At 73.6% G+C, this 19,312-nt stretch carries 21 protein-coding genes; 10 read left to right on the top strand and 11 right to left on the bottom strand.

What is annotated here, in order from left to right:
• Positions 1-15 precede the first annotated feature (15 nt).
• Positions 16-816 carry an alpha/beta fold hydrolase gene (locus ACWDXC_RS34950; protein WP_449989329.1) on the bottom strand — a complete coding sequence of 267 codons (801 nt, stop codon included), beginning with the start codon at positions 814-816 and terminating at the stop codon, positions 16-18.
• Here ACWDXC_RS34950 and ACWDXC_RS34955 point away from each other — a divergent pair.
• From ACWDXC_RS34955 to ACWDXC_RS34975, 5 genes are all read left to right on the top strand, one after another.
• A complete protein-coding gene (locus tag ACWDXC_RS34955) occupies positions 815-1,039 on the top strand; it encodes a hypothetical protein (protein ID WP_449989332.1) in 225 nt (74 codons plus the stop codon). The two genes, ACWDXC_RS34950 and ACWDXC_RS34955, sit on opposite strands and share 2 nt — an antisense overlap.
• Before the next feature lie 10 nt (positions 1,040-1,049).
• On the top strand, positions 1,050-1,613 hold the full coding sequence (locus ACWDXC_RS34960) for a GNAT family N-acetyltransferase (protein ID WP_449989335.1): 564 nt from the start codon (positions 1,050-1,052) through the stop codon (positions 1,611-1,613).
• A gap of 128 nt (positions 1,614-1,741) precedes the next feature.
• A complete protein-coding gene (locus ACWDXC_RS34965) occupies positions 1,742-2,830 on the top strand; it encodes an AAA family ATPase (protein WP_449989338.1) in 1,089 nt (362 codons plus the stop codon).
• Positions 2,827-4,158 (top strand): vWA domain-containing protein, encoded by a 1,332-nt coding sequence (locus ACWDXC_RS34970; protein WP_449989341.1) that lies wholly within the window; start codon positions 2,827-2,829, stop codon positions 4,156-4,158. Before ACWDXC_RS34965 ends, ACWDXC_RS34970 begins: the two co-directional genes overlap by 4 nt.
• Positions 4,155-4,916 carry a hypothetical protein gene (locus tag ACWDXC_RS34975; RefSeq protein ID WP_449989344.1) on the top strand — a complete coding sequence of 254 codons (762 nt, stop codon included), beginning with the start codon at positions 4,155-4,157 and terminating at the stop codon, positions 4,914-4,916. The genes ACWDXC_RS34970 and ACWDXC_RS34975 overlap by 4 nt, the downstream gene beginning before the upstream one ends.
• 223 nt (positions 4,917-5,139) lie before the next feature.
• Here the strand turns inward: ACWDXC_RS34975 and ACWDXC_RS34980 are convergent, their stop codons facing one another.
• From ACWDXC_RS34980 to ACWDXC_RS34990, 3 genes are all read right to left on the bottom strand, one after another.
• Positions 5,140-5,793 carry a hypothetical protein gene (locus ACWDXC_RS34980; RefSeq protein ID WP_449989346.1) on the bottom strand — a complete coding sequence of 218 codons (654 nt, stop codon included), beginning with the start codon at positions 5,791-5,793 and terminating at the stop codon, positions 5,140-5,142.
• Positions 5,794-5,896: 103 nt separating this feature from the next.
• A complete protein-coding gene (locus ACWDXC_RS34985; protein ID WP_449989348.1) occupies positions 5,897-6,634 on the bottom strand; it encodes a VOC family protein in 738 nt (245 codons plus the stop codon).
• An 11-nt stretch (positions 6,635-6,645) separates the two neighbouring features.
• A complete protein-coding gene (locus ACWDXC_RS34990; protein WP_449989351.1) occupies positions 6,646-7,548 on the bottom strand; it encodes a helix-turn-helix transcriptional regulator in 903 nt (300 codons plus the stop codon).
• Between the two features lie 113 nt (positions 7,549-7,661).
• On the opposite strand from ACWDXC_RS34990, the gene ACWDXC_RS34995 reads away from it, so the two are divergent.
• Positions 7,662-8,444: an NAD(P)H-dependent oxidoreductase gene (locus ACWDXC_RS34995; RefSeq protein WP_219510720.1), complete on the top strand. Its 783-nt coding sequence runs from the start codon at positions 7,662-7,664 to the stop codon at positions 8,442-8,444.
• Here ACWDXC_RS34995 and ACWDXC_RS35000 read toward each other — a convergent pair.
• Together ACWDXC_RS35000 and ACWDXC_RS35005 are read right to left on the bottom strand one after the other, a co-directional pair.
• Positions 8,441-8,887, bottom strand: a complete 447-nt coding sequence (locus tag ACWDXC_RS35000; RefSeq protein ID WP_219510722.1) for a DNA-binding protein — start codon at positions 8,885-8,887, stop codon at positions 8,441-8,443. The two genes, ACWDXC_RS34995 and ACWDXC_RS35000, sit on opposite strands and share 4 nt — an antisense overlap.
• A 58-nt stretch (positions 8,888-8,945) precedes the next feature.
• Complete coding sequence (locus ACWDXC_RS35005) at positions 8,946-9,746, bottom strand: glycerophosphodiester phosphodiesterase family protein (protein WP_449989355.1); 801 nt, start codon at positions 9,744-9,746, stop codon at positions 8,946-8,948.
• Between the two features lie 201 nt (positions 9,747-9,947).
• Here ACWDXC_RS35005 and ACWDXC_RS35010 point away from each other — a divergent pair, with 201 nt between their 5' ends.
• On the top strand, positions 9,948-11,180 hold the full coding sequence (locus ACWDXC_RS35010; protein ID WP_449989358.1) for an MFS transporter: 1,233 nt from the start codon (positions 9,948-9,950) through the stop codon (positions 11,178-11,180).
• Here ACWDXC_RS35010 and ACWDXC_RS35015 read toward each other — a convergent pair.
• The 3 genes from ACWDXC_RS35015 to ACWDXC_RS35025 all read right to left on the bottom strand — a co-directional run bounded on the left by ACWDXC_RS35015 (position 11,149) and on the right by ACWDXC_RS35025 (position 14,373).
• Complete coding sequence (locus ACWDXC_RS35015) at positions 11,149-11,592, bottom strand: pyridoxamine 5'-phosphate oxidase family protein (protein ID WP_449989361.1); 444 nt, start codon at positions 11,590-11,592, stop codon at positions 11,149-11,151. The genes ACWDXC_RS35010 and ACWDXC_RS35015 overlap by 32 nt on opposite strands.
• Positions 11,593-11,708: 116 nt before the next feature.
• Entirely contained in the window at positions 11,709-12,590 is an 882-nt protein-coding gene (locus ACWDXC_RS35020; RefSeq protein ID WP_449989363.1) for an alpha/beta fold hydrolase, read from the bottom strand.
• A gap of 121 nt (positions 12,591-12,711) precedes the next feature.
• Complete coding sequence (locus ACWDXC_RS35025; RefSeq protein ID WP_449989365.1) at positions 12,712-14,373, bottom strand: bifunctional metallophosphatase/5'-nucleotidase; 1,662 nt, start codon at positions 14,371-14,373, stop codon at positions 12,712-12,714.
• Positions 14,374-14,658: 285 nt separating this feature from the next.
• Between ACWDXC_RS35025 and ACWDXC_RS35030 the strand changes: the two genes are divergently transcribed.
• Positions 14,659-15,828 (top strand): ROK family protein, encoded by a 1,170-nt coding sequence (locus ACWDXC_RS35030; protein ID WP_449989368.1) that lies wholly within the window; start codon positions 14,659-14,661, stop codon positions 15,826-15,828.
• A gap of 40 nt (positions 15,829-15,868) precedes the next feature.
• Positions 15,869-16,423: a GNAT family N-acetyltransferase gene (locus ACWDXC_RS35035; RefSeq protein ID WP_364180022.1), complete on the top strand. Its 555-nt coding sequence runs from the start codon at positions 15,869-15,871 to the stop codon at positions 16,421-16,423.
• On the opposite strand, the gene ACWDXC_RS35040 is transcribed toward ACWDXC_RS35035, so the two are convergent.
• Both ACWDXC_RS35040 and ACWDXC_RS35045 read right to left on the bottom strand, forming a co-directional pair.
• Positions 16,416-16,820 (bottom strand): pyridoxamine 5'-phosphate oxidase family protein, encoded by a 405-nt coding sequence (locus ACWDXC_RS35040; RefSeq protein ID WP_219510733.1) that lies wholly within the window; start codon positions 16,818-16,820, stop codon positions 16,416-16,418. The two genes, ACWDXC_RS35035 and ACWDXC_RS35040, sit on opposite strands and share 8 nt — an antisense overlap.
• 51 nt (positions 16,821-16,871) lie before the next feature.
• Complete coding sequence (locus ACWDXC_RS35045) at positions 16,872-17,513, bottom strand: response regulator (protein ID WP_219510735.1); 642 nt, start codon at positions 17,511-17,513, stop codon at positions 16,872-16,874.
• Positions 17,514-17,603: 90 nt separating this feature from the next.
• Here ACWDXC_RS35045 and ACWDXC_RS35050 point away from each other — a divergent pair, with 90 nt between their 5' ends.
• Positions 17,604-19,301 carry a GAF domain-containing protein gene (locus ACWDXC_RS35050; protein ID WP_449989373.1) on the top strand — a complete coding sequence of 566 codons (1,698 nt, stop codon included), beginning with the start codon at positions 17,604-17,606 and terminating at the stop codon, positions 19,299-19,301.
• Positions 19,302-19,312 lie beyond the last annotated feature (11 nt).

Here is a 19,312-nt window from a genome sequence, read left to right on the forward strand (position 1 = left end):
CGCCCGTATAGTGGGCTAGCTCACGGCCTTGTCCAGCAGGGCGGCCACCTCAGCGGGCCTGAAGACGAACCCCGCGTGCGACGTGTCCAGGGTGTGCACGTCGTACGGGTTGCCGGGCGTGAGGGCGTCGGCCTCGGCGATCAGCCTGTCCTGCATGGCCACCGGCAGCGACCGGTCGCCGGTGAGCCGGATGTAGGAGCGGGCGATCGTGCCCCAGGTCGCGGCGTCGACGCGGGCGTCGGCCGTCATCACCGCGATCGACTCGTCCGGCTGCAGGATGTTGAGGAAGGCGCGGAACCGCTCGTCGCTGACGTCCGCCAGGGTGGCGGCCTTCAGCGCGTCGAGCAGCTCCACGTCGGCGGTGCGGTAGTTGGCCCGGCCGACGCCGAGCCGCGCGGGGTCGCCGACGTTGAAGGCCGCCAGCGGGGCCATCAGGTTGTCCGCGAACTCGGGCTCCTGCATGTACGCGATCGGGTTGGGGAGCCGTACGCACGACCAGGCGGAGATGTAGACGAGCCGGCTCACCAGCCCGGGGATCGCGTTGCCCACGCCGGAGATGGTGACGCCGCCGAGGCTGGCCGCCACGAGCACCACCGGCCCGTGCTCCGCCAGCCGCCGGACCACGCCGGTGACCGCGTCGACGTTGTCCTGCAGGGTGACCCCGGCCAGCGTCGACGGCTCGGCCGCCCACGCGTCGAGGTCCTGCGGAGCCTGGTAGGAGATGGGGTACTGCGCGTCGAGGCCGTGGCCCGGCAGGTCGACGGCGTAGCTGCGGTGACCGAGCAGGGCCAGCTCACGCTGGACCGAGGCCCACATGAAAGAGCTGCTGCCGGAGCCGTGCACCAGCACGAACGTGGGCGACGACGAAGAGGAGTGGTTGGATCGCATGAAGAACAGTCCGTTCGCTGAAAGGCATGACGAAGACGCGTGCGCTGGTCGCTCGGCGACCGGCGGGCGCAGGCCGCTTCAGCTGCAGCGCGAACGGATGAACTTCTGGATCATGGCCGCCACCCTACCATTCGGTGACCTTGTTCTATGATCACGGGCTCATGAGCCAATCGCCCACGCTGTCCGTCAAGGAAATCCGCACGGACCGACTCCTGCTCCGCAGGGCGGTATACGCGTCCGACCGTGACGGGCTCATCGAGCTCTCGACCGATCCCGAGGTCCAGGCGCATCTCGGCGGCCCCCGGCCGCTGGACGAGGTCGAGCGGCATCTCGGCACGGTCATGGCCGCCGGTGAGACCTCCACGCCCGGCAGCTTCATCGTCGCGGACACCACGACGGGCGAGGTCGTCGGCTCGCTGATGCTGTCCCGCCGGCCGGCCGACCGCGACGGCCACGTCACCGAGGAGGGCGGGGAGCTGGAGCTGGGCTACCTGCTGCGCCGCCACGCCTGGGGGGCCGGGTACGCGTTCGAGGCCACGACCGCCGCCTTGCGCGCCGCGGCGGCGGAGCTTCCCGACCAGCCGGTCCTGATCGTGACGCAGTCCGCGAACGCGCGATCCCTGCGGCTCGCCGCCCGCCTCGGCTTCCGGCCGGTCAGCACGTTCCACGAGTACGACGCCGAGCAGACCCTCTGCACCGCCCCCTTGGCCGCCTTCCGCGCCTGATCCGCACCGGCGCCTTCCGAGTGGCGTCATCTTTGGTTGACGCACGGAGGATCGTCAACCTAGGATGACGGCACTGCGGTGACGGCCCGTCGGGCGCGCCGCATCCGGGCAGTGGCGAGGAGGACGACATGGCGGCTCCATCAGTGACACGAGAGGCCCTCGCGGTCGCCGTGACAGCCAATCTGCCGGTCATCCTCTGGGGTGCGCCGGGCACCGGCAAGACGTCCGCGGTGACCGCGCTCGGCGCGGCCGTCGGCCTGCCGGTCGAGGTCGTGGTCGGCTCGATCCGCGAGCCCAGCGACTTCTCCGGGCTGCCGGTGCTGCGTGAGGGCGGCACCTGGTTCGCACCCCCGCGCTGGGCCGAGCGGCTCGCCGCCGAGGGGGGCGGCCTGCTGTTCCTCGACGAGCTGACCACCGCGCCGCCGGCCGTGCAGGCCGCCATGCTGCGGGTGGTGCTGGAGCGCACGGTCGGCGACCTGGTGCTGCCGGACGAGGTGCGGATCGTGGCCGCCGCCAACCCGCCGGACCAGGCCGCCGACGGCTGGGACCTGTCCGCGCCGCTGGCCAACCGGCTCATTCACCTGACCTGGAGTGTGTCGGCCGAGGACATCGCCGAGGGCTTCACCGGCGGCTTCCCCGTACCGGAGTTCAACGTGAAGGACACGGCCGGGCCCGCCGAGACGGCCAGGGCCCGGGCGCTGGTCGGGGCGTTCCTGCGGGTGCGGCCGGAACTCGTGCTGGCGGTGCCCGACAGCCCCGATCGGGCCGGACGCGGCTGGCCCAGCCCGCGCAGCTGGGAGATGGCCGCGGGGGCGGTCGCCGCGTGCGAGCACCTGGGCGCGGACGAGCCGGTCCTGGCCGAGCTGGTGCTCGGCTCGGTCGGTGAGGCGGCCGGGTTCGAGCTGCTGTCCTGGCGGCGCAACCTCGACCTGCCCGACCCGCAGACCCTGCTGGACGACCCGCGGGCCCCTCTGCCCGAACGGCTCGACCGGCTGCACGCCCTGCTCGGCGCCGTGGTGGCGTACGTGCGCTCGGACGCCACGGCCGGCACGTGGGAGCGGGCCTGGGCGGTGGTGGCCCGGGTCGCGCGCACGGCCCCCGACGTGGCGGCGACCGCGGCCCGGTCGCTGGCCCGCTGCCGGCCCGAGGGCGCGACCCTGCCCAGGACGATGCTCGAACTCGCGCCGGTGCTGCGCTCGGCGGGGCTCATGCCATGACCCCCGACCGCCCCCGCGCCACCGATGAGGCGGTGCGCGCCCGGATCGCCGCCGCGCGGCTGTGGGCGGCGCACCAGGCGCCCTACCTCGCCTCGGCCGTCTTCGCCCTCAACCCGGTCGTGCTGGAACCGGCCCTGGACGAGGACACCGGCGCTCCCGTCCCCGACCCCGGCTTCCGCGCCTTCCCCGCCGACACCCGCTGGAACCTGTACGTGGAACCGGGCACCACGCTCGCCACCCCCGTCGAGGAGATCGGCTGGTGGATGCTGCACCAGGTCGGTCACCTGGTGCGCGGCCACGCGGCCCGCTCGCCGGTGCGGCCGGAGCCGGGCCCCGAGGTGAGCCCCGAGGTCAGCAACGCCGTCGGCCCGGTCCGCGACGAGGAGGCCCACCGCTGGAACCAGGCCGCCGACGCCGAGATCAACGATGACCTGGAGGCCGCCGACCTCCGCGGCCCGGCCGGCGTGGTGTCGCCCGCCGAGCTGGGGCTTCCGGTCAACCGCACCGCCGAGGAGTACGTGCCGATGCTCGACGTGCTGGCCCAGGCGATGGGCCGGGGCGGGCGAGCCCTGGCCGAGGCGATCGACTGCGGCAGCGCGGTGGACGGGCAGGATCGCGCGTACGAGGACAGCGGCTCCGGCGAAGGACTCACCGAGCTCGACCGGGACCTGCTCGAACGCTCCATCGCGGCCGGCATCCAGGACCGGATCAGCGCGCGCAGCGAGGTGCCGTCGGGGTGGCGCCGCTGGGCCGAGGAGCGCCTGCGCCCTTCGGTGAACTGGCGGGCCCGCCTGGGCGCGATGACCCGGCGCGGGCTGAGCACGGTGGCCGGGCAGGTCGATTTCAGCTATCGCCGCCCGTCGCGCCGCGCCGGCGCGTACGCCGACATCGTGCCGCCGTCGATGGCGCGCGCGGTCCCCGACACGGTGCTGCTGATCGACACCTCCGGCAGTGTCACCGACGACGTGCTGAAGCGGCTGCTGGCCGAGGTGACCGGGATCATCGACGGCGTGGCCGGTCCCCACCGGCGGCTGCGGGCGTTCTGCTGCGACGTCCGCCCGCACCCCGTCCAGGTGGTGCGCCGGGCGAGCGACATCGAACTGACCGGCGGCGGCGGCACCGACATGCGGGCCGGCCTCGATGCGGCGATGGCCCTGCGGCCCCGGCCCGACCTGGTCGTCGTGCTGACCGACGGCGAGACGCCGTGGCCGGAGCGGCGCCCCGGGGCGCTGGTGGTGGTCTGCCTGATCGGCGACGGCGGGCACGCGCCCGACTGGGCGTCCGTGGCCCGCGTGCCGGCGGACGTGCCGTCGAAAGGAGACTCATGACCACGGACCACGCCGACGAGCCGCGCCCCGAGCCGCTGCACGAATGGCGGCGGCGCGGGTTCACCATCGCCGAGGCCCGGCAGTGGATCGAGGACGGCTTCCCGATCCACACCGCCGAGCGGTGGCGCGGGTCCGGCGTCTACACGGCCGCCGACGCGCGGTCGTGGCGCACCGCCGGAGCCACCCCGTTCACCGTGGATCTGTGGCTGCGGGCCGGCATGACCCCACGGGACGCGGTGCAGTGGCGCGAGCTGGGCTATTCGCCCGAGGAAGCGGCCGACCGGCACCTGGCCGGGGAACGCCCGCACCCGCGCGGCTGGCTGGGGCGGCTGCTGCACCGGGGCGAGCGGCCGGGCGGCGCGTTCGCCGACGAGGAACGCTCCCACAGCATGCGGGAGCTGCTGCGCACCGGCATCCCGGCAGGCCGGGCCCGCCCCTACGTGGAGGCGGGGTGGACGGGCGCCGATGCGGTGGAGTGGGCGAAACGCGGCATCGAGGCGGGGCAGGCGCGGGTCTTCGAAGCGCTCGGCCTGTCCGCCCGCGAGGCCGAACGGGTGCTCGCCTCGGGACAGGACGCCATCGCCCTGATGACCGAGTTCTGGCGGGCGGGGGTGCCGATGGAGGAGGTGGCGGCCTGGCGCGCGGCGGGGTTCACGGGCGAGGAGGCGGCCCGGATGCGGGCCGAGGGCGTCGGCGTCGAGCAGGCCGAGGTGCTGCGGGCCCTGACCGAGGGCGACGAGCCCGGCCGGGAGGCGTGAGACAGGTGGCGTGCCTCGTGCCGCCAGCGTCCGGCTACGCGCTGCGGGCCCGCTGGTCGATCTTCGCCGCGGCCGTCCTCCGCCCGCACTACCCGAAGACCACCCCTGCGTGAAACCGGGAGACGAAAGGGGCCGGCCAAAGAAACCCGAAAGCGAACAGGGCGCTCAGGCAAGCCGGAACCGGACAAGGCTGTCTAGGCAGGCCGGAATCGGACAGGGCGGTCTACGGAAGCGGGTCCGGGTCGGCGAGGTGGAGCAGGCCCGGCGGCAGCTCGGGCAACGGCAGGCCGCGCAGCCGGGCGACCTCCCGCACGTGGCGGATCTTCTCGGCCAGGTCGGCGGCCTGGGCGGCGTGGACGCGGGCCGCCTCGGCCCACGCCTGCGGGCGCGGCTCCCGCTCGTCCTCCGCCCTGGCGGCGGCCGCCGCCGCGGCGCGGTCACGCCTGGTCCACTCGGCGAGCAGTTCCTGCAGCTCGCGCAGGGTGCGCAGCTCGGCGCGGGCGGCGTCGCCGTGGTCGGGCGGGTCGTCGGGCAGCGGCGCGGTGCCGTCCAGCCACCAGACGGCGTCCTGCGGCGCCGCCTCCACGCCGGGCAGGATCTCCACCGCCTCGCCGGTGCGGCCGATCGGGGCGAGCAGCAGCAGCGGCGGCGTGGCCAGGGCGTGGGCGATGACGAGCAGCTCCGGCACTGTGATGGAGGCGCGGTGGCCGGACTCCAGCTTGGCGAGGTTGCCGCGCTCCAGCGGGTAGCCGTGAGCGGTGCACCGGTCGGCCAGGCCCTGCACCGACAGCCCTTGGCGCCGGCGGTGGTGGCGGATGTTCGCGGCGACCTGGCGGGTGTAGGCGGCGGTCCAGGAGGTGGCGCTGCTTCCAGGCACGATCCCACGTTAGCGATCTTGGACGCGGGACACAACAGAAGTTGACTCCTCAGGTCACCTTCGCGGGAAACCGCGGGAATCGCGGGGAATCGCCGCGGAGGCGCTAGCCACGTCCGAGGACGCAGAACTCGTTGCCCTCCGGGTCGGCCAGCACCTTCCACGACACCTCGCCCTGCCCGACGTCGGCGGCCGTGGCGCCCAGCGCGCGCAGCCGCGCCACCTCCGCCTCCTGCTCCTCGACGGGGTCCGGCAGCAGGTCGATGTGGATGCGGTTCCACACGGCGGGCGGGCCGGGAACACGGAGGAACTCCAGGTACGGGCCGGTGCCTTCGGCGGAGCGCAGCCGCGCGTGGTCGTCGCTCACCTCGTGCACGGTCCAGCCCGTGGCCTCGCCCCAGAACCGGGCCTGGGCCCGGGGGTCCTCGCAGTCGACCACCATCGTGGCGATCGGCCCGGTGTCCCGGTAGACCTCCCGGGGCTCCAGCACGCAGAACACGTTGCCTTCGGGGTCGGCCAGCACCGTCCACGGCACGTCGCCCTGGCCCACGTCGGCAGGCGTCGCCCCCAGCGCCGTCAGCCGCGCGACCAGCTCCGCCTGGTGTTCGGCGGAGGTGGTGGCGAGGTCGAGGTGCACGCGGTACTGCACGGTCTCGGGGTCCGGGACGGCGACGAAGTCGATGTAGAAGCCGTCGGGGTCAGGCCAGTCGAAGCCGTGGGGTTCGAGGTTGGTCACGCCGGGTCCCTCGCTGGAGAGCCGCCAGCCCAGCGCCTCCGCCCAGAACCTGCCGAGCGCCGAGTCGTCCCGGGCCTTGAAGTTCACCTGAACAAGTCGCAGCGTCATGCCGCCCCACCCTATGCCCGGCGGCCCGCCGCCAGGGCGGCCAGGGCGGCGGCCTCCGGGGTGCCCTCCCCACCGCTGAACACGTGCACCACCAGGCCCGTCTCGCCCGGTCCCGCCGGTACGTGCAGCGTCTCGTAGTCCAGCTCCAGCAGCCCGGCCGCCGGATGCCGGAGCCGTTTGCGCCCCGCCGTGCACATCACGATCTCGCCGGAGGCCCAGATGCGGCGGAACTCGGCGCTGCGTTCCGACAGGTCCTTGATCAGGGCGACCAGTTCCGCGTCGCCGGGATACTGCCCGGCGGCGACCCGCAACTGGCCCACGGCCTCGGCCGCCCGGTCCGCCCACTCGGGGTGGACGTCGCGGGAGGCGGGGTCGAGGAACAGGTAGCGGGCCTGGTTCGGGTCGCGGCGGGAGGGGCCGGTGAGGCCGCCGATGAGCTCGGAGCCCAGTGCGTTCCACGCGACCACGTCGAGGCGGCGGTCGGTGGCGAAGGCGGGGAGGCCGGTCAGGGCGTCCAGCATGCGCCGCAGCGTGGGGCCGACCCGGGCGGCGGGCGCGGGGCCGTGCTCGCCGCCGTGCTCGGCGCCGACCAGCGTGGTGAGGTGCCGCCGCTCGGCGGCGTCGAGGCCGAGCGCCCTGGCCAGCGCGTCGAGCACTTCGGGGGACGGCTGGGTGGCTCGTCCCTGTTCGAGGCGTACGTAATAGTCCACGCTGATCCCGGCGAGCTGGGCCAGCTCCTCACGGCGCAGCCCCGGCACGCGGCGGCGGCGCCCAGCCGTGAGCCCCGTGAGCCCCGTGAGCCCGGCCTGCTCGGGCGCGACGCGCTCGCGGCGGGCGCGCAGGAACGCGCCGAGTGCCCGCCGGGCGTCACCGATCCCGCCGTCCGCGTGGTCGATGGTGTACGTGCCGTCCATGGTGTCCAGTATGGGTTGTCCAGCATGGGTGGCCCTCGCGGTACCAGGACTGTGAGACCACCGGCTCGGCCGGGTTCTGGCTACCTCGGCGCGCCCAGGCGAACGTGGGTGACATGTCCGAAACGCTGAAGAAGATCCTTGTCGTCACCGCCCACCCCGAGCCTCGCTCGCTCAACGCCGCCCTGGGCCGCTTCGCCGTCGAGCGGCTGCGCGCGGCGGGTCACGAGGTGCGGGTGACCGACCTGTACGCGGCGAAGTGGAAGGCGGCGGTGGACGCCGACGACTTCCCCGAGCATGTGGGGGACCGGCGGCTGGATGTGCTCGCCGTGTCGGGGGAGGCCACGCTGGCGGGCCGGCTGTCCGCGGACATCGCCGCCGAGCAGGAGAAGCTGCGCTGGTCGGAGGCGGTGATCCTGCAGTTCCCGCTGTGGTGGTTCTCGGTGCCGGCGATCCTGAAGGGCTGGATCGACCGGGTGTTTACGTTCGAGTTCGCCCACGGGCCGTCCGTCCCGCCGCCCTACAGCGAGGGCGCGCTGGCCGGGCGGCGGGCGCTGGCCTCGGTGACGATCGGCGCCCGCGAGTCGGCGTTCTCCGGCCGGGGCGTCCACGGGCGGCTGGCGGACGTGCTCTTCCCGCTCCAGCACGGGCTGTTCTGGTTCACCGGCATGACGCCGCTGGAGCCGTTCGCGGTGTACGACTCGGTCGACGTGCCACGCGAGCGGTTCGCCCAGGTGACGCAGGAGTACGGGCGGCGGCTCGACGGGCTGTTCACCGACGAGCCCGTCCCGTACCGGACGCTCACCGGCGGCGACTACGGCCGCGACATGCGCCTGCTGCCGGGCGTCGAGGCGCCGGGGACGGCCGGGCTGGACATCCACGTCCGCCCGCGCGGCTAGAGCTCGTCGTCCTGGGCGGCGCTCCGCCCGGCCAGCCGCTCGTAACGCTGCCGGGCGGCCTGCGGGGTGCCGAGCCCCAGGCCGAACGCGATCTCCTGCCAGGTCATGCCGCGCCCCCTGGCCATCCGGAGCAGCCCGGACTCCAGGTCGTCGGCCTCGGCGCGGGCCTGCGCGACCAGGCTCAGGGCGGCGACGATGTCGGCCCGGTCCACCTCCGGCTCGCCGTCGTCGAGCGACACCGCGCCGCTCAGCAGGAACGCCACGATCCGGACGGCCTCGTGCGGCGACAGCTCGGAGGCGTGCGCCTGACGCCGCCGCTGCGCGTCGGTGGCGGCGTGGCGCTCGGCGATGCGCAGGAGCGCGGCGTATTCGCGGTGCGCCCGCGCCTGCCCCGGATGCGGCGGCGTGAAGGGATCGGCGTGCTGCTCAGGAGTCGTCGGCATGCACCCCACCCTGGACGATCCACCCCCTGTTGTCAACAAGATGTGTTGAACAGGACGTTTAAGAGCATTTGCCGTTGAGCCAGGCGCGGTAGTCGCGGGTGTAGTTCGTCATCACGCTCGGCGGCGCCTGGCTCAGGACCGACTGCCAGCGGCTGATGTTGCCGGTCCAGGCGGGGGGCGGCTCCTCCCAGCCGACGCCGTCGGTCCAGCGGGCCTGGGAGCCCTTGAGCAGGCCGGGGTGGCGGCGGGCCAGCTCGCCCTGGATCCAGGAGTCCGTGGAGTAGACGAGGATGCGCTGCGCGGCCTGGCGTTCCTTGATCGGGTCGGAGATCTCCTTCCACGCGGCCGTCGCGTACGCCGGGTCGGACAGCACCGCCCTGGCCTCGGGCTTGACCTCCAGCAGGGCGATCAGGCCGCGCGAGCGCACGTGGTCGAGCCACTGGCGCAGCGTGTAGACCTGCTCTCCCTGGTACGGGCCGCGCGCGATGCGGCGGTCACGCAGGTTGTCGGCTCCGGCCGCCCACCACAGGGCGGTGATGTTCGTCCGGGTGCCGGTCAGCCCGTTGGTGGTGGTGTTGTGCCACATGACAGCCTTGGTGCCGTTCCTGGTGAGCTGGACGTCACCTTCGACGCCGTCGGCGCCCCAGGCCTTCTGGTCGTTCACGGCGCGGACGTTGTTGGGCTGGCGGATCTGGTCGCGTTCCCAGGGGTTCGCGCCGGAGGGGTAGCCGCCGTGGCCGAACACGGCGGGGCAGGCGACGGCGGACCCGGCGTGAGCGGCCTGAGCGGCGGGCGGGACGGCGGTGAGGGAGATCGCGGCCAGTGATGCGGCGAGTGCCGCCTTCGTCCAGATCGTCATGAGGGTCGGGACTCCGTACATGAGGGGTGACCGGCACCGGCAGCGTATGCGCCGCACCTCACGTGATCAAGAGCGGCGGGAGGGACCGGAAGTCCCCGCCTAACGAGGACTTTGGTCCGTGCCCCTCGCCGGGCTTCCGCACTGGGATGGACACGCGGCGCACCCGCGCCCGCCGATCCAGCACGACACCTTGGGGACACGATGACGACGACCGGAACCGATGGGAAGGAACAGGCGGCCCACGGCGGGGCCAGGCCGATGCTCATGCTCGGCCTGGCGACGCTCGGCTTCGCGCTGAACTTCTGGGCGTGGGCGCTGCTCAGCCCGCTGGGGCCGCGCTACAAGGACCTGCTCGGACTGTCGGCCTCGCAGCAGGCGCTGCTGGTCGCGGTGCCGGTGATCGTGGGCTCGCTGGGCCGGGTCCCGGTGGGCGCGCTCACCGACCGGCTCGGCGGGCGGGTGATGTTCCCGCTGATCTCCGCGGCCACCATCGTGCCCGTGCTGTTCATCGGCGTGGCCGGGCAGAGCTCGCTGCCGGCGCTGCTGGCCGGGGGCTTCTTCCTGGGCGTCGGCGGGACGGTCTTCGCGGTCGGCGTGCCGTTCGTGAACGCCTGGTTCCCGCCCCGGCGGCGCGGCCTGGCCATCGGCGTGTTCGGGGTGGGCATGGGCGGCACCGCGATCAGCGCCCTGACGACGGTCAAGCTGGTCGAGGCCGGGGACGCGACCACGCCGTTCCTGATCACCGCGGTCGTCCTCGCGGTGTACGCCGCCGTCGCGTGGCTGGTGATGCGGGACGCGCCCGGCCGGACGGTGTCGCCGCAGCCGCTTCTCGGGAGGCTCGCGGCCACGGCCAGGCTGCCGATCACCTGGCAGGCGTGCGCGCTGTACGCGGTCGCGTTCGGCGGCTACGTCGCCTTCTCCGTCTACCTGCCCGCCTACCTGCAGACCGGCTACGGGCTGGAGCAGGCCGACGCCGCCAACCGCATGGCCGGGTTCGTGGTCCTCGCGGTCCTGATGCGGCCGGTGGGCGGCTGGCTGTCGGACCGGATCGGCTCGATCCCCGTGCTGACGGGGGTGTTCGTGGTGGTGTGCGGCGCGGCGGCGGTCCAGGCGCTGACGCCCGGCCTCATGCCGGTGGGCACGATCGCGTTCCTGACGCTGGCGGCCGCGCTCGGCGCCGCCAGCGGCGCCACGTTCGCGCTGGTCGCGCAGGTCACCCCGGCTGACAAGGTCGGCGCGGTCACCGGCCTGGTGGGCGCCGCGGGCGGGCTGGGCGGGTTCGTGCCGCCGCTGCTGATGGGCTTCCTGTACGGCGAACTCGGCTCGTACGGGGTGGGCCTGGGGCTGCTGGCCGCCACGGCGGCGCTGACCGTGCTGCTGACGGTGACCGTGGTGCGCCGGGCTACGGTGCGGGAACCAGCTCGAAGCCTGTGACGATCTCCGGCTGGATGCTGATCACCTGGTCCATCTCGCCGGTCACCCAGGGGTGGAGCAGCGCCTTCAGCCGCTCGGTCTCCGCCGGGTCGGTCAGCAGCCGCGCCACCCCGGTGACGATCACGCTCCAGCCGAGCCGCGCGTGCCCGTCGAGGTCGTCGGCCTCGAACGCCACCACGGCCTCCGGCACCGCCACGTGGGAGCTGAGGACCGTCCCGGGGCTGGACCGGATGACCACCCGCCCGTCCACGACCAGGTGGTTCACCGGCCGGACCGCGGGCAGCGCCTGGCGGGTGAAGACGATCCGGCCGAACGGCACCCCGGCCAGCAGGCGCAACGCCTCGGCCTCGGGCAGTTCCCGCAGACGCCGGGCTCCCGTCCCGTCCGGCGCCCGGTCGTGGTGGCATGTCACGACAACAGCCTGCCGCCCACCCGGCGCCGTAAACAGGGACCAAAGTCCTTTCTCGCCCCGGCTGGGACGAACCGGCCGCCGTCGCCGGGGATGGCGGCCGGGGATGGCCACCGAGCTCAGCCGGCGTGCCACACGCGGTCGAGGAACCCGGCGACGAGCGGGGCGATCTCGTGCAGGTGGTCCTCCAGGGCGAAGTGGCCGGTGTCGAGGACGTGCAGCTCGGCGTCGGGCAGGTCGCGCAGGTAGGCGCGGGCTCCGGGCTCGGGGAAGAACGGGTCGTTCGCGCCCCAGGTGATGAGAGTGGGCGGGGTGTGCGTGCGCAGCCACTCCTGCCAGGCGCCGTAGCGCTCGACGTTCGAGTGGTAGTCGAAGGCGAGCGCGACCTGGGCCTCCTTGCGGCCGGGCAGGTCGAGGAAGTGCTGGTCGAGGGTCCATCCGTCGGGGGCGACGAGGCCGGGGACGGCGACGCCGGTCTCGTACTGGCCGCGGGTGCCCGGCAGGGTGAACAGGGCGCGGACGGTCTCCTCGGCGCCGGGCCGGTCGGGGCGCAGCGCGATGAAGTCGCGGGCGCCGTCGGACAGGCCCTCCTCGTAGGCGTTGCCGTTCTGCACGACCAGGCCGGCGATCCATTCGGGGTGCCGTTCGGCGAGCCGGAACCCGACGGGCGCGCCGAAGTCGAACACGTACGCCACGAACCGGGTGAGGCCGAGTTTCCGCACGAAGCCCTCGGTGATGTCGGCGAGCCGGTCGAAGGAGTAGGTGAAGCCGGCCGGGGCCTCGGTGTGGCCGAAGCCGGGGTAGTCGGGCGCGATCAGCCGGTAGCGGGTCCCGAGCACGTCGATGAGCCTGCGGTACTGGTGCGAGGCCGACGGGAACCCGTGCAGGAGCAGCAGGACGGGCGCGTCGGCCCGCTCGGGCAGCGACTCCCGGAAGAAGACCCGGACGCCGTCGACGTCGAGATGCCGATGGAGGGTGCGGGCGAGCACGGGAATCGTCATACCTAATGCCTTTCAACGCCGATGATGCGTTAGTTATAGCGGGCAGCGCTCTAACGCGTCAACACGGCGATAAGGCATTAGAACGTGCGGAGGGACGCGAGCCCCTCCGCACGGGGGAGTGCTACGTCAGCGGCACCGCCCGGTCGAGGGCGGGCGGGGTCAGCGGCCCCTGCCGCAGGTAGGCCCGCATGGCGTCGTAGTCACGGTTGCCGCGCACCGCGTCGGTGTACCCGGCGAAGGCGCTGTAACCGTCGGCGCCCAGCAGCGTGTACGCCAGCGCGGCGAGCCGGTAGGTCCTGCCGGTGTCGAGCGGCTGCCCGTCGATGAGCACGTCGGCGGGGTTGATCCGGTCCCCGACCGGCCTGCCCGGCGAGTAGGAGAAGCGGACGTTCTTCGACACGGCCAGCGGCGCGAACTTCACGGTGCCGTCGGCCTGGGTCTGCCACTGCTGCTCCAGGGCCTGCTCCAGCTGCGAGCCCTTGACCGAGACGGTGAGCACCGGGTTGGCGTAGCCCCAGGCCGCCCACGACTCGCCCAGGAGCACCTGGCCGTCGCTGTCGGCGGGGTTCGGCCCCTTGGCGAACCTCAGGTCGCCGCGCAGCGAGTTCGAGCCCTTGACCGGGGCCACGGCGACCATGGCCAGATCAGCCTTGCCGCCCTCGGTCTGCTGGGAGTCGAAGTACGCCACGTCGGCCACGGTGTTGCCGAGCGTGCTCTGCCCCGTGGCGTCGCGGGTCCTGGTGATGTCGCCGGTGATGGTCCCGTACGGCTTGGCGTAGGTCTCCTTCTGCTTGGCGTTCCAGTGGTCGACCAGCTTCGTCATGACGGGGTCGGGGGTGACGTCGCGGGTCACCGGGTGGTTGACCGCGGTGGTCGCGGACCTGATGACGTCGCGGGTGCGGCGGTCGATCTTCAGGTTGATCTCGTTGATGAGGCGGCCGTGGTTGGCAGCCTCGACGACCGGGCGGGGGTCGCCCGCGGGGTCGGGGACCGAGCAGGTGAAGTACGCGTGCCAGTGGCCGGTGACGATGACGTCGATGTCGGGCGAGGCCTTCTTGGCGAAGTCCCAGATCGGCCCGTTCATCGGGTCGGCGCAGCCGTTGAAGTCGGCGCCGGCCGCGCCGCCCTCGTGCACGTTGGCGACGATGGCCCGCACGCCGCGCCGCTTGAGGATGGCGGCGTACTTGTCGGCCGTCTCCACCAGCGGCAGGTTGTCCAGCGACGGCTGGTAGGAGGTGGAGCCGTCCACCGTGGTGGGCGTGGTCAGGTTGATGAACCCGACGGGGATGCCCCGGAACTTCTTGATCACGTACGGTTCGAGCACCGGGCGGGTGTCGCCCTTCTCGGTGATGTTGGCCGTGGAGAAGGCGAAGTCGGCGCCGTGGAAGCGGCGGCCGTCGGAGTCGGTGAAGCAGCTGTCGACGTCGGCCTCGCCGAAGCACTGGCCCGCGCCCATGTGGTCGCGCAGGAACTCCAGGGACCGGTCCAGCTCGTGGTTGCCGACCGCGGTGAAGTCCAGCCCGATCTTGTTCAGGAACTCGATCGTGGGCTCGTCGGCGTGGAAGGACACCTCCGTGGGCCAGCCGCTGAAGTTGTCGCCGTTGGAGAACGTGACCGTGTTCGCGTGCCCTTCCCTCAGCTTGCTGAGGTGGGTCGCCAGGTACGGCGCGCCGCCCACCACCAGGGTGTTCCCCTGCGCATCCTTGATCGTGCCGTCGGCGGCGTTGTTCTGCGGGGTGATGTAGCCGTGGAAGTCGGCGATCGACAGCAGTTGCACGTCCACGGGCTTGGGCGCGGCCAGTGCCGGTGAGGCTGACGTGGCCAGAGTGACACCTAAGGCGACAACGATCCACTTACGGAGGGAATGCACGCATACTCCTAGATAGGGGGATGTAACGGGAGGAAAGGCTGGTAGATCGGCCTGTCCGGCCGGTGAACACGACCCCGGCGATCGGCTGCCGCCGCATGACAGCGAGGAGAATGATCCGGGGGCGAGGAGCCTGCGGCCGGACCCCCGCTCGCATTTATGATGGAGTCCACCATTAAGGTCCGTCAAGAAGGGTGATCCGTGACGCTTCCGGTGACCGGCGGCGACCTCCAGCGGCTGCGGCGCCACAACGCGCTCGCCGCGCTCTCCGCCCTGCGCTCCGCCGGGCCGCTGACGCTGACCCAGCTCGCCGAGCGCGCCGACCTGGCCAGAGCCACCGTCAAGGCGGCGGTCGACGACCTGACGGGGCTGGGCTGGGTCGCCGAGCTGGACCCCAGCGGCGGGGAGAAGGGCAGGCCCGCGCGCCGCTACCGCTTCCGCGCGGAGGCGGGCCGGGTGCTCGGGCTCGACATCGGGGCGCACAAGGTGCTCGCGGTCGTGGCCGACCTCGACGGCGCCGTCCTGCACACCACGCGCGAGCCGGTCACCCCCGAGCAGCCGCGCGCCGAGCGGCTGGCCGCCGTGGACCGCGTCGTCGACGCCTGCCTGACCGGCTCGGGCACCGCCGCCTCCGACGTCCGGATCGCGGTCGCGGGGAGCACGGGCCACGTCGACCTGGAGGGGCGCGTCGTCGCGTCGCGGGCCATCCGCGACTGGCCGGGCGTGCCGCTGGCCGAGCACCTGGGCGCGCGGCTGCGCTGCCCGGTCCTGGTCGACAACGACAGCCGGCTCGCCGCCCTGGCCGAGTGCCGCAGGGGCGTCGCCCGCGACGCGGGGAACCTGGTGTTCCTGCACGTCGGCCGCCGGGCCGGGGCCGCGATCGTGCTCGACGGGGTCCCGCTGCGCGGCACAGGCGGCGCGGCGGGGGAGATCGGCCTGCACCCGCTGTTCAACCTCGGCCACGTGGGCGACCTGCTGCACGCCTTCCCCGCCGTGGAGCCGGGCACGCCGCCCGACGCGGTCGCGGCGGCCGTGTTCGAGGCAGCCCGGGGCGGTGACGCCGCGGCGCGCGGCGCGGTCCTGCGGTACGTCAAGGTGCTCGCGCTGGCCACCGCCGCGATGGCCCTCACCGTCGACCCCGAGCTGGTGGTGCTCGGCGGCGGCTTCTCCCGCTCGGCCGACGTGCTGCTGGAGCCGCTGAGAGGCGAGCTGGAGACCATGTGCCTGCGCACCCCGCAGGTGCGGGCCTCCGTGCTCGGCGACGAGTGCGTGGCCGTGGGCGCGGTGTGCCAGGGCGTCGAGCACCTGTCCGCGATGCTGTTCGGCCCCGGGCGCGACGGCCCGCTGCCCGCCGCGTCACCCGCCCATTAATGACGCACTCCAGCGTATATCCGCTCACTAGACTGCCGCCGTGAACGACGACACCCTGCGGATCCGGCCGGGCGGGCCCGCCGACACCCCGGCCGTGCTCGCCATGATGGACGCGGCCGTGATCTGGATGAACGCGCGCGGCAACACCGAGCAGTGGGGCACCCAGCCCTACTCCCAGCGCCCCGGCGGCGCGGCGCGGATCGAGCAGCTCATGGCCGGCGGCGCTCCCCACATCGCCGAGCTCGGCGGCGAGCCCGTCGGCGCGATGGTGCTGGACTCCGGGCCGAGCGCCGAGATGCCCATCGCCCCGGCCGACGAGCCCGAGCTGTACGTCCGGCTGCTCGTCTCCGACCGGCGGCACGCGGGCCGGGGCATCGGCGCGACCCTGCTAGCCCTCGCCGTCGAGGAGACCCGGCGGGCCGGGGCGGAGCTGCTGCGTGTCGACTGCTGGGCGGGCGGCGGCGGTCAGCTGGTGGGCTACTACGTGCGCAACGGCTTCACGCCTGCCGAGCCCTTCCGGTACGAGGCGTGGCCGGGACAGGTGCTGGCCATGCGGGTGCCGCGCGCGAACCCGGGCGAACCGGCGGTCACCTGATCGCCCGGCCGGAGATCTGCTCCGCCCTGACCAGGATGAAGTGGTCGCGCTCGCCCGGCGCCCACGGCGTCAGCGGCAGCCTGGCCAGGTGCGCCACCTCCGACGCGTCGCGGGCGGCGCGCGCGTGCCCGACCGCGGTCACCGACCAGCCGGTCCGCAGGTCCGGGTCGAAGGCGTCGGCCTCGAAGGCGACCACCGAGTGCCGGGTGGCCGCCGCGAGCTTGGAGCCCGGCCCGGTGCGGATCACGATGCGCTCGCCGTCCAGGCAGAACGTGACCGGCTGCACGGCCGGCAGCGCCCGGTCGGTGAAGACGATCCGCCCGATCGGAGCGGAGCCCAGCAGGCGCAGGCATTCGGCGCGGGAGAGCACCCGCAGGCCGGATGAGTCGAGTCGCATGCCCCCAGCCTGGCCGGTGCGGCCGGGCGTCCGGCAGGGGCGAAAGTCCCGTCAATCCCGCCGATCAGCCCGCAGCCGGGCGGCCAGCACGGCGGCCTGGGTGCGGCGCTGCATGTTCAGCTTGGCCAGCAGGTTCGACACGTAGTTCTTGACCGTCTTCTCCGCCAGGAACAGGCGCTCGCCGATCTGCCGGTTCGTCAGGCCCTCGCCGATCAGTTCGAGGATGTGCCGTTCCTGCTCGGTCAGCGCGGCCAGCGGGTCGCGCCGGGCGGCCTGGTCGCGCAGCCGCTGGAGCATGGCGGCGGTGGTCTGCGGGTCCAGCAGCGACTGCCCGGAGGCGACGGTGCGCACCGCGCCGACCAGGTCGGAGCCGTGGATCTGCTTGAGCACGTAGCCGGCGGCCCCGGCCATGACGGCGTCGAACAGGGCGTCGTCGTCGGCGAACGAGGTCAGCATCAGGCAGGCGAGCCCGGGGAGCTTGGAGCGGACCTCGCGGCAGACGTCCACGCCGCTGCCGTCGGGCAGCCGCACGTCGAGCACCGCCACGTCGGGCTTGAGGGCCGGGATGCGGGCCACGGCCGACCCCGCCGTGCCGGCCTCGCCGATCACCTCGATGTCGTCCTCGCCGTCGAGCAGGGCGGCGACGCCGCGCCGTACCACTTCATGGTCGTCGACAAGGAACACGCGAATCATGCCTTGACGCTATCCGCACTCGGCTTTCCGGCAAAAGGGACCAAGGTCCTGAACGCGGCATCGCCGGGTGCCGGTGCGACACTGAGCGGTATGTCCGAAAGTGAGCACAGCCCGTTGCTGCCCCAGATGCGGCTGGACGAGTTGCTGGCCGAGCTGCAGACCCGGCTGAACGCCGTGCTGGCCACCCGGGACCGGGTGCACGCGCTGCTCGAGGCCGTGGTGTCCGTGGGCAGCGACCTGGACCTGGAGACGGTGCTGCGGCGGATCGTGGAGACCGCGACGAAGCTGGTGGACGCCGGTTACGGGGCGCTGGGCGTGGTCGGCGACGACAGCACGCTGGTGCAGTTCATCCCGGTCGGGCTGACCGAGGAGGAGATCGCCAGGATCGAGCACTGGCCGCACGGGCTCGGCCTGCTCGGGCTGCTGATCAAGGACGCGCGGCCGGTCCGGCTGGGGCGCATCTCCGACCATCCCGAGTCGTACGGGTTCCCGCCCGGCCATCCGCCGATGGGCACCTTCCTCGGGGTGCCGATCCGGGTGCGCGACGAGGTGTTCGGCAACCTCTACCTGACGGAGAAGCGCGGCGGCGGCGAGTTCGACGAGGAGGACGAGGCCGTCGTGATCGCGCTGGCCACGGCGGCGGGCGTCGCGGTGGAGAACGCCCGGCTGTACGAGGAGTCGCGGCGGCGCGAGACCTGGCTGCAGGCGTCGGCCGAGGTGACCACGAGCCTGCTGTCCGGCGCCGAGCCCCGGCAGGTGCTCACCACGGTGGCGGCGCGGGCCCGCGAGATGTGCGACGCCGACCTGGTCGAGGTGCTGCTGCCGGAGCCGTCGGGCGAGTCGCTGAGTGTGGCGGTCGCCGAGGGGGAGGGCGCGGCCGACGTGCGGGGCACCGCCTTCCCGGTGCCGGGCACGTCCGTCGGCGAGGTGTTCACCCGGGGCGAGCCGATGACCGACCAGGACCTGCACGGCGCGCCCGGCACCGGCTCGCCGTTGCGGCGGCTCGGCCTCGGTCCCGGCCTTATGGTGCCGCTGGGCACCGCGCCGAAGGTGCACGGCGTGCTCACGCTGGCCAAGCGGAGCGGGCGGCTGCCGTTCAGCGACGCCGACCGGCAGATGCTGCAGTCGTTCGCCGGGCAGGCGGCGATCGCGCTGGAGCTGGCCGAGGCCCGCCGCGACGCCGAGCGGCTCGGCCTGCTGGAGGACCGCGACCGGATCGCCAAGGACCTGCACGACCTGGTCATCCAGCGGCTGTTCGCGACCGCCATGACGTTGATGAGCACGGTCCGGCTGGTCGAGCGGCCGGAGGCGGGCAAGCGGCTGCAGCACGCCATCGACGAGCTGGACGAGACCATCCGGCAGATCCGCTCGTCCATCTTCGCCCTCCAGGGACCGCGCGAGGAGGCGGCGCCGAGCCTGCGCGGGCAGATCGTCGACCTGGTCGAGGGCGCGGGCGGGCATCTCGGCTTCATGCCGGGCCTCCGGATGGAGGGCCGGCTGGACACGCTCGTCCCCGACGCGGTCGCCGAGCACCTGCTGGCGGTGCTGCGCGAGGCGCTGTCGAACGTGGTGCGCCACTCCCGGGCCACCCGCGCGGACGTGCTGGTCGAGGTCGCCGGCTCGGCGCTCACGCTCGTGGTGAGCGACGACGGCGTCGGCGTGGGGGAGCGGGCCCGGCACAGCGGCCTGCGCAACATCGGCGAACGGGCGGCGCTGCTGGGCGGCGAGGCGGACGTGGAGTCGCCCGAGGGCGGCGGCACGCGGCTGCTCTGGCACGTGCCCCTCTGACGCGATCCGCG

This window comes from Nonomuraea sp. NPDC003214, assembly GCF_053590035.1.

Coding starts and splice junctions, on each gene's coding strand:
- ACWDXC_RS34955 (WP_449989332.1), top strand. CDS start 815: ATGAAAGAGCTGCTGCCGGAGCCGTGCACCAGCACGAACGTGGGCGAC.
- ACWDXC_RS34950 (WP_449989329.1), bottom strand. CDS start 816: ATGTGGGCCTCGGTCCAGCGTGAGCTGGCCCTGCTCGGTCACCGCAGC.
- ACWDXC_RS34960 (WP_449989335.1), top strand. CDS start 1,050: ATGAGCCAATCGCCCACGCTGTCCGTCAAGGAAATCCGCACGGACCGA.
- ACWDXC_RS34965 (WP_449989338.1), top strand. CDS start 1,742: ATGGCGGCTCCATCAGTGACACGAGAGGCCCTCGCGGTCGCCGTGACA.
- ACWDXC_RS34970 (WP_449989341.1), top strand. CDS start 2,827: ATGACCCCCGACCGCCCCCGCGCCACCGATGAGGCGGTGCGCGCCCGG.
- ACWDXC_RS34975 (WP_449989344.1), top strand. CDS start 4,155: ATGACCACGGACCACGCCGACGAGCCGCGCCCCGAGCCGCTGCACGAA.
- ACWDXC_RS34985 (WP_449989348.1), bottom strand. CDS start 6,634: ATGACGCTGCGACTTGTTCAGGTGAACTTCAAGGCCCGGGACGACTCG.
- ACWDXC_RS34990 (WP_449989351.1), bottom strand. CDS start 7,548: ATGGACGGCACGTACACCATCGACCACGCGGACGGCGGGATCGGTGAC.
- ACWDXC_RS34995 (WP_219510720.1), top strand. CDS start 7,662: ATGTCCGAAACGCTGAAGAAGATCCTTGTCGTCACCGCCCACCCCGAG.
- ACWDXC_RS35000 (WP_219510722.1), bottom strand. CDS start 8,887: ATGCCGACGACTCCTGAGCAGCACGCCGATCCCTTCACGCCGCCGCAT.
- ACWDXC_RS35005 (WP_449989355.1), bottom strand. CDS start 9,746: ATGACGATCTGGACGAAGGCGGCACTCGCCGCATCACTGGCCGCGATC.
- ACWDXC_RS35010 (WP_449989358.1), top strand. CDS start 9,948: ATGACGACGACCGGAACCGATGGGAAGGAACAGGCGGCCCACGGCGGG.
- ACWDXC_RS35020 (WP_449989363.1), bottom strand. CDS start 12,590: ATGACGATTCCCGTGCTCGCCCGCACCCTCCATCGGCATCTCGACGTC.
- ACWDXC_RS35040 (WP_219510733.1), bottom strand. CDS start 16,820: ATGCGACTCGACTCATCCGGCCTGCGGGTGCTCTCCCGCGCCGAATGC.
- ACWDXC_RS35045 (WP_219510735.1), bottom strand. CDS start 17,513: ATGATTCGCGTGTTCCTTGTCGACGACCATGAAGTGGTACGGCGCGGC.
- ACWDXC_RS35050 (WP_449989373.1), top strand. CDS start 17,604: ATGTCCGAAAGTGAGCACAGCCCGTTGCTGCCCCAGATGCGGCTGGAC.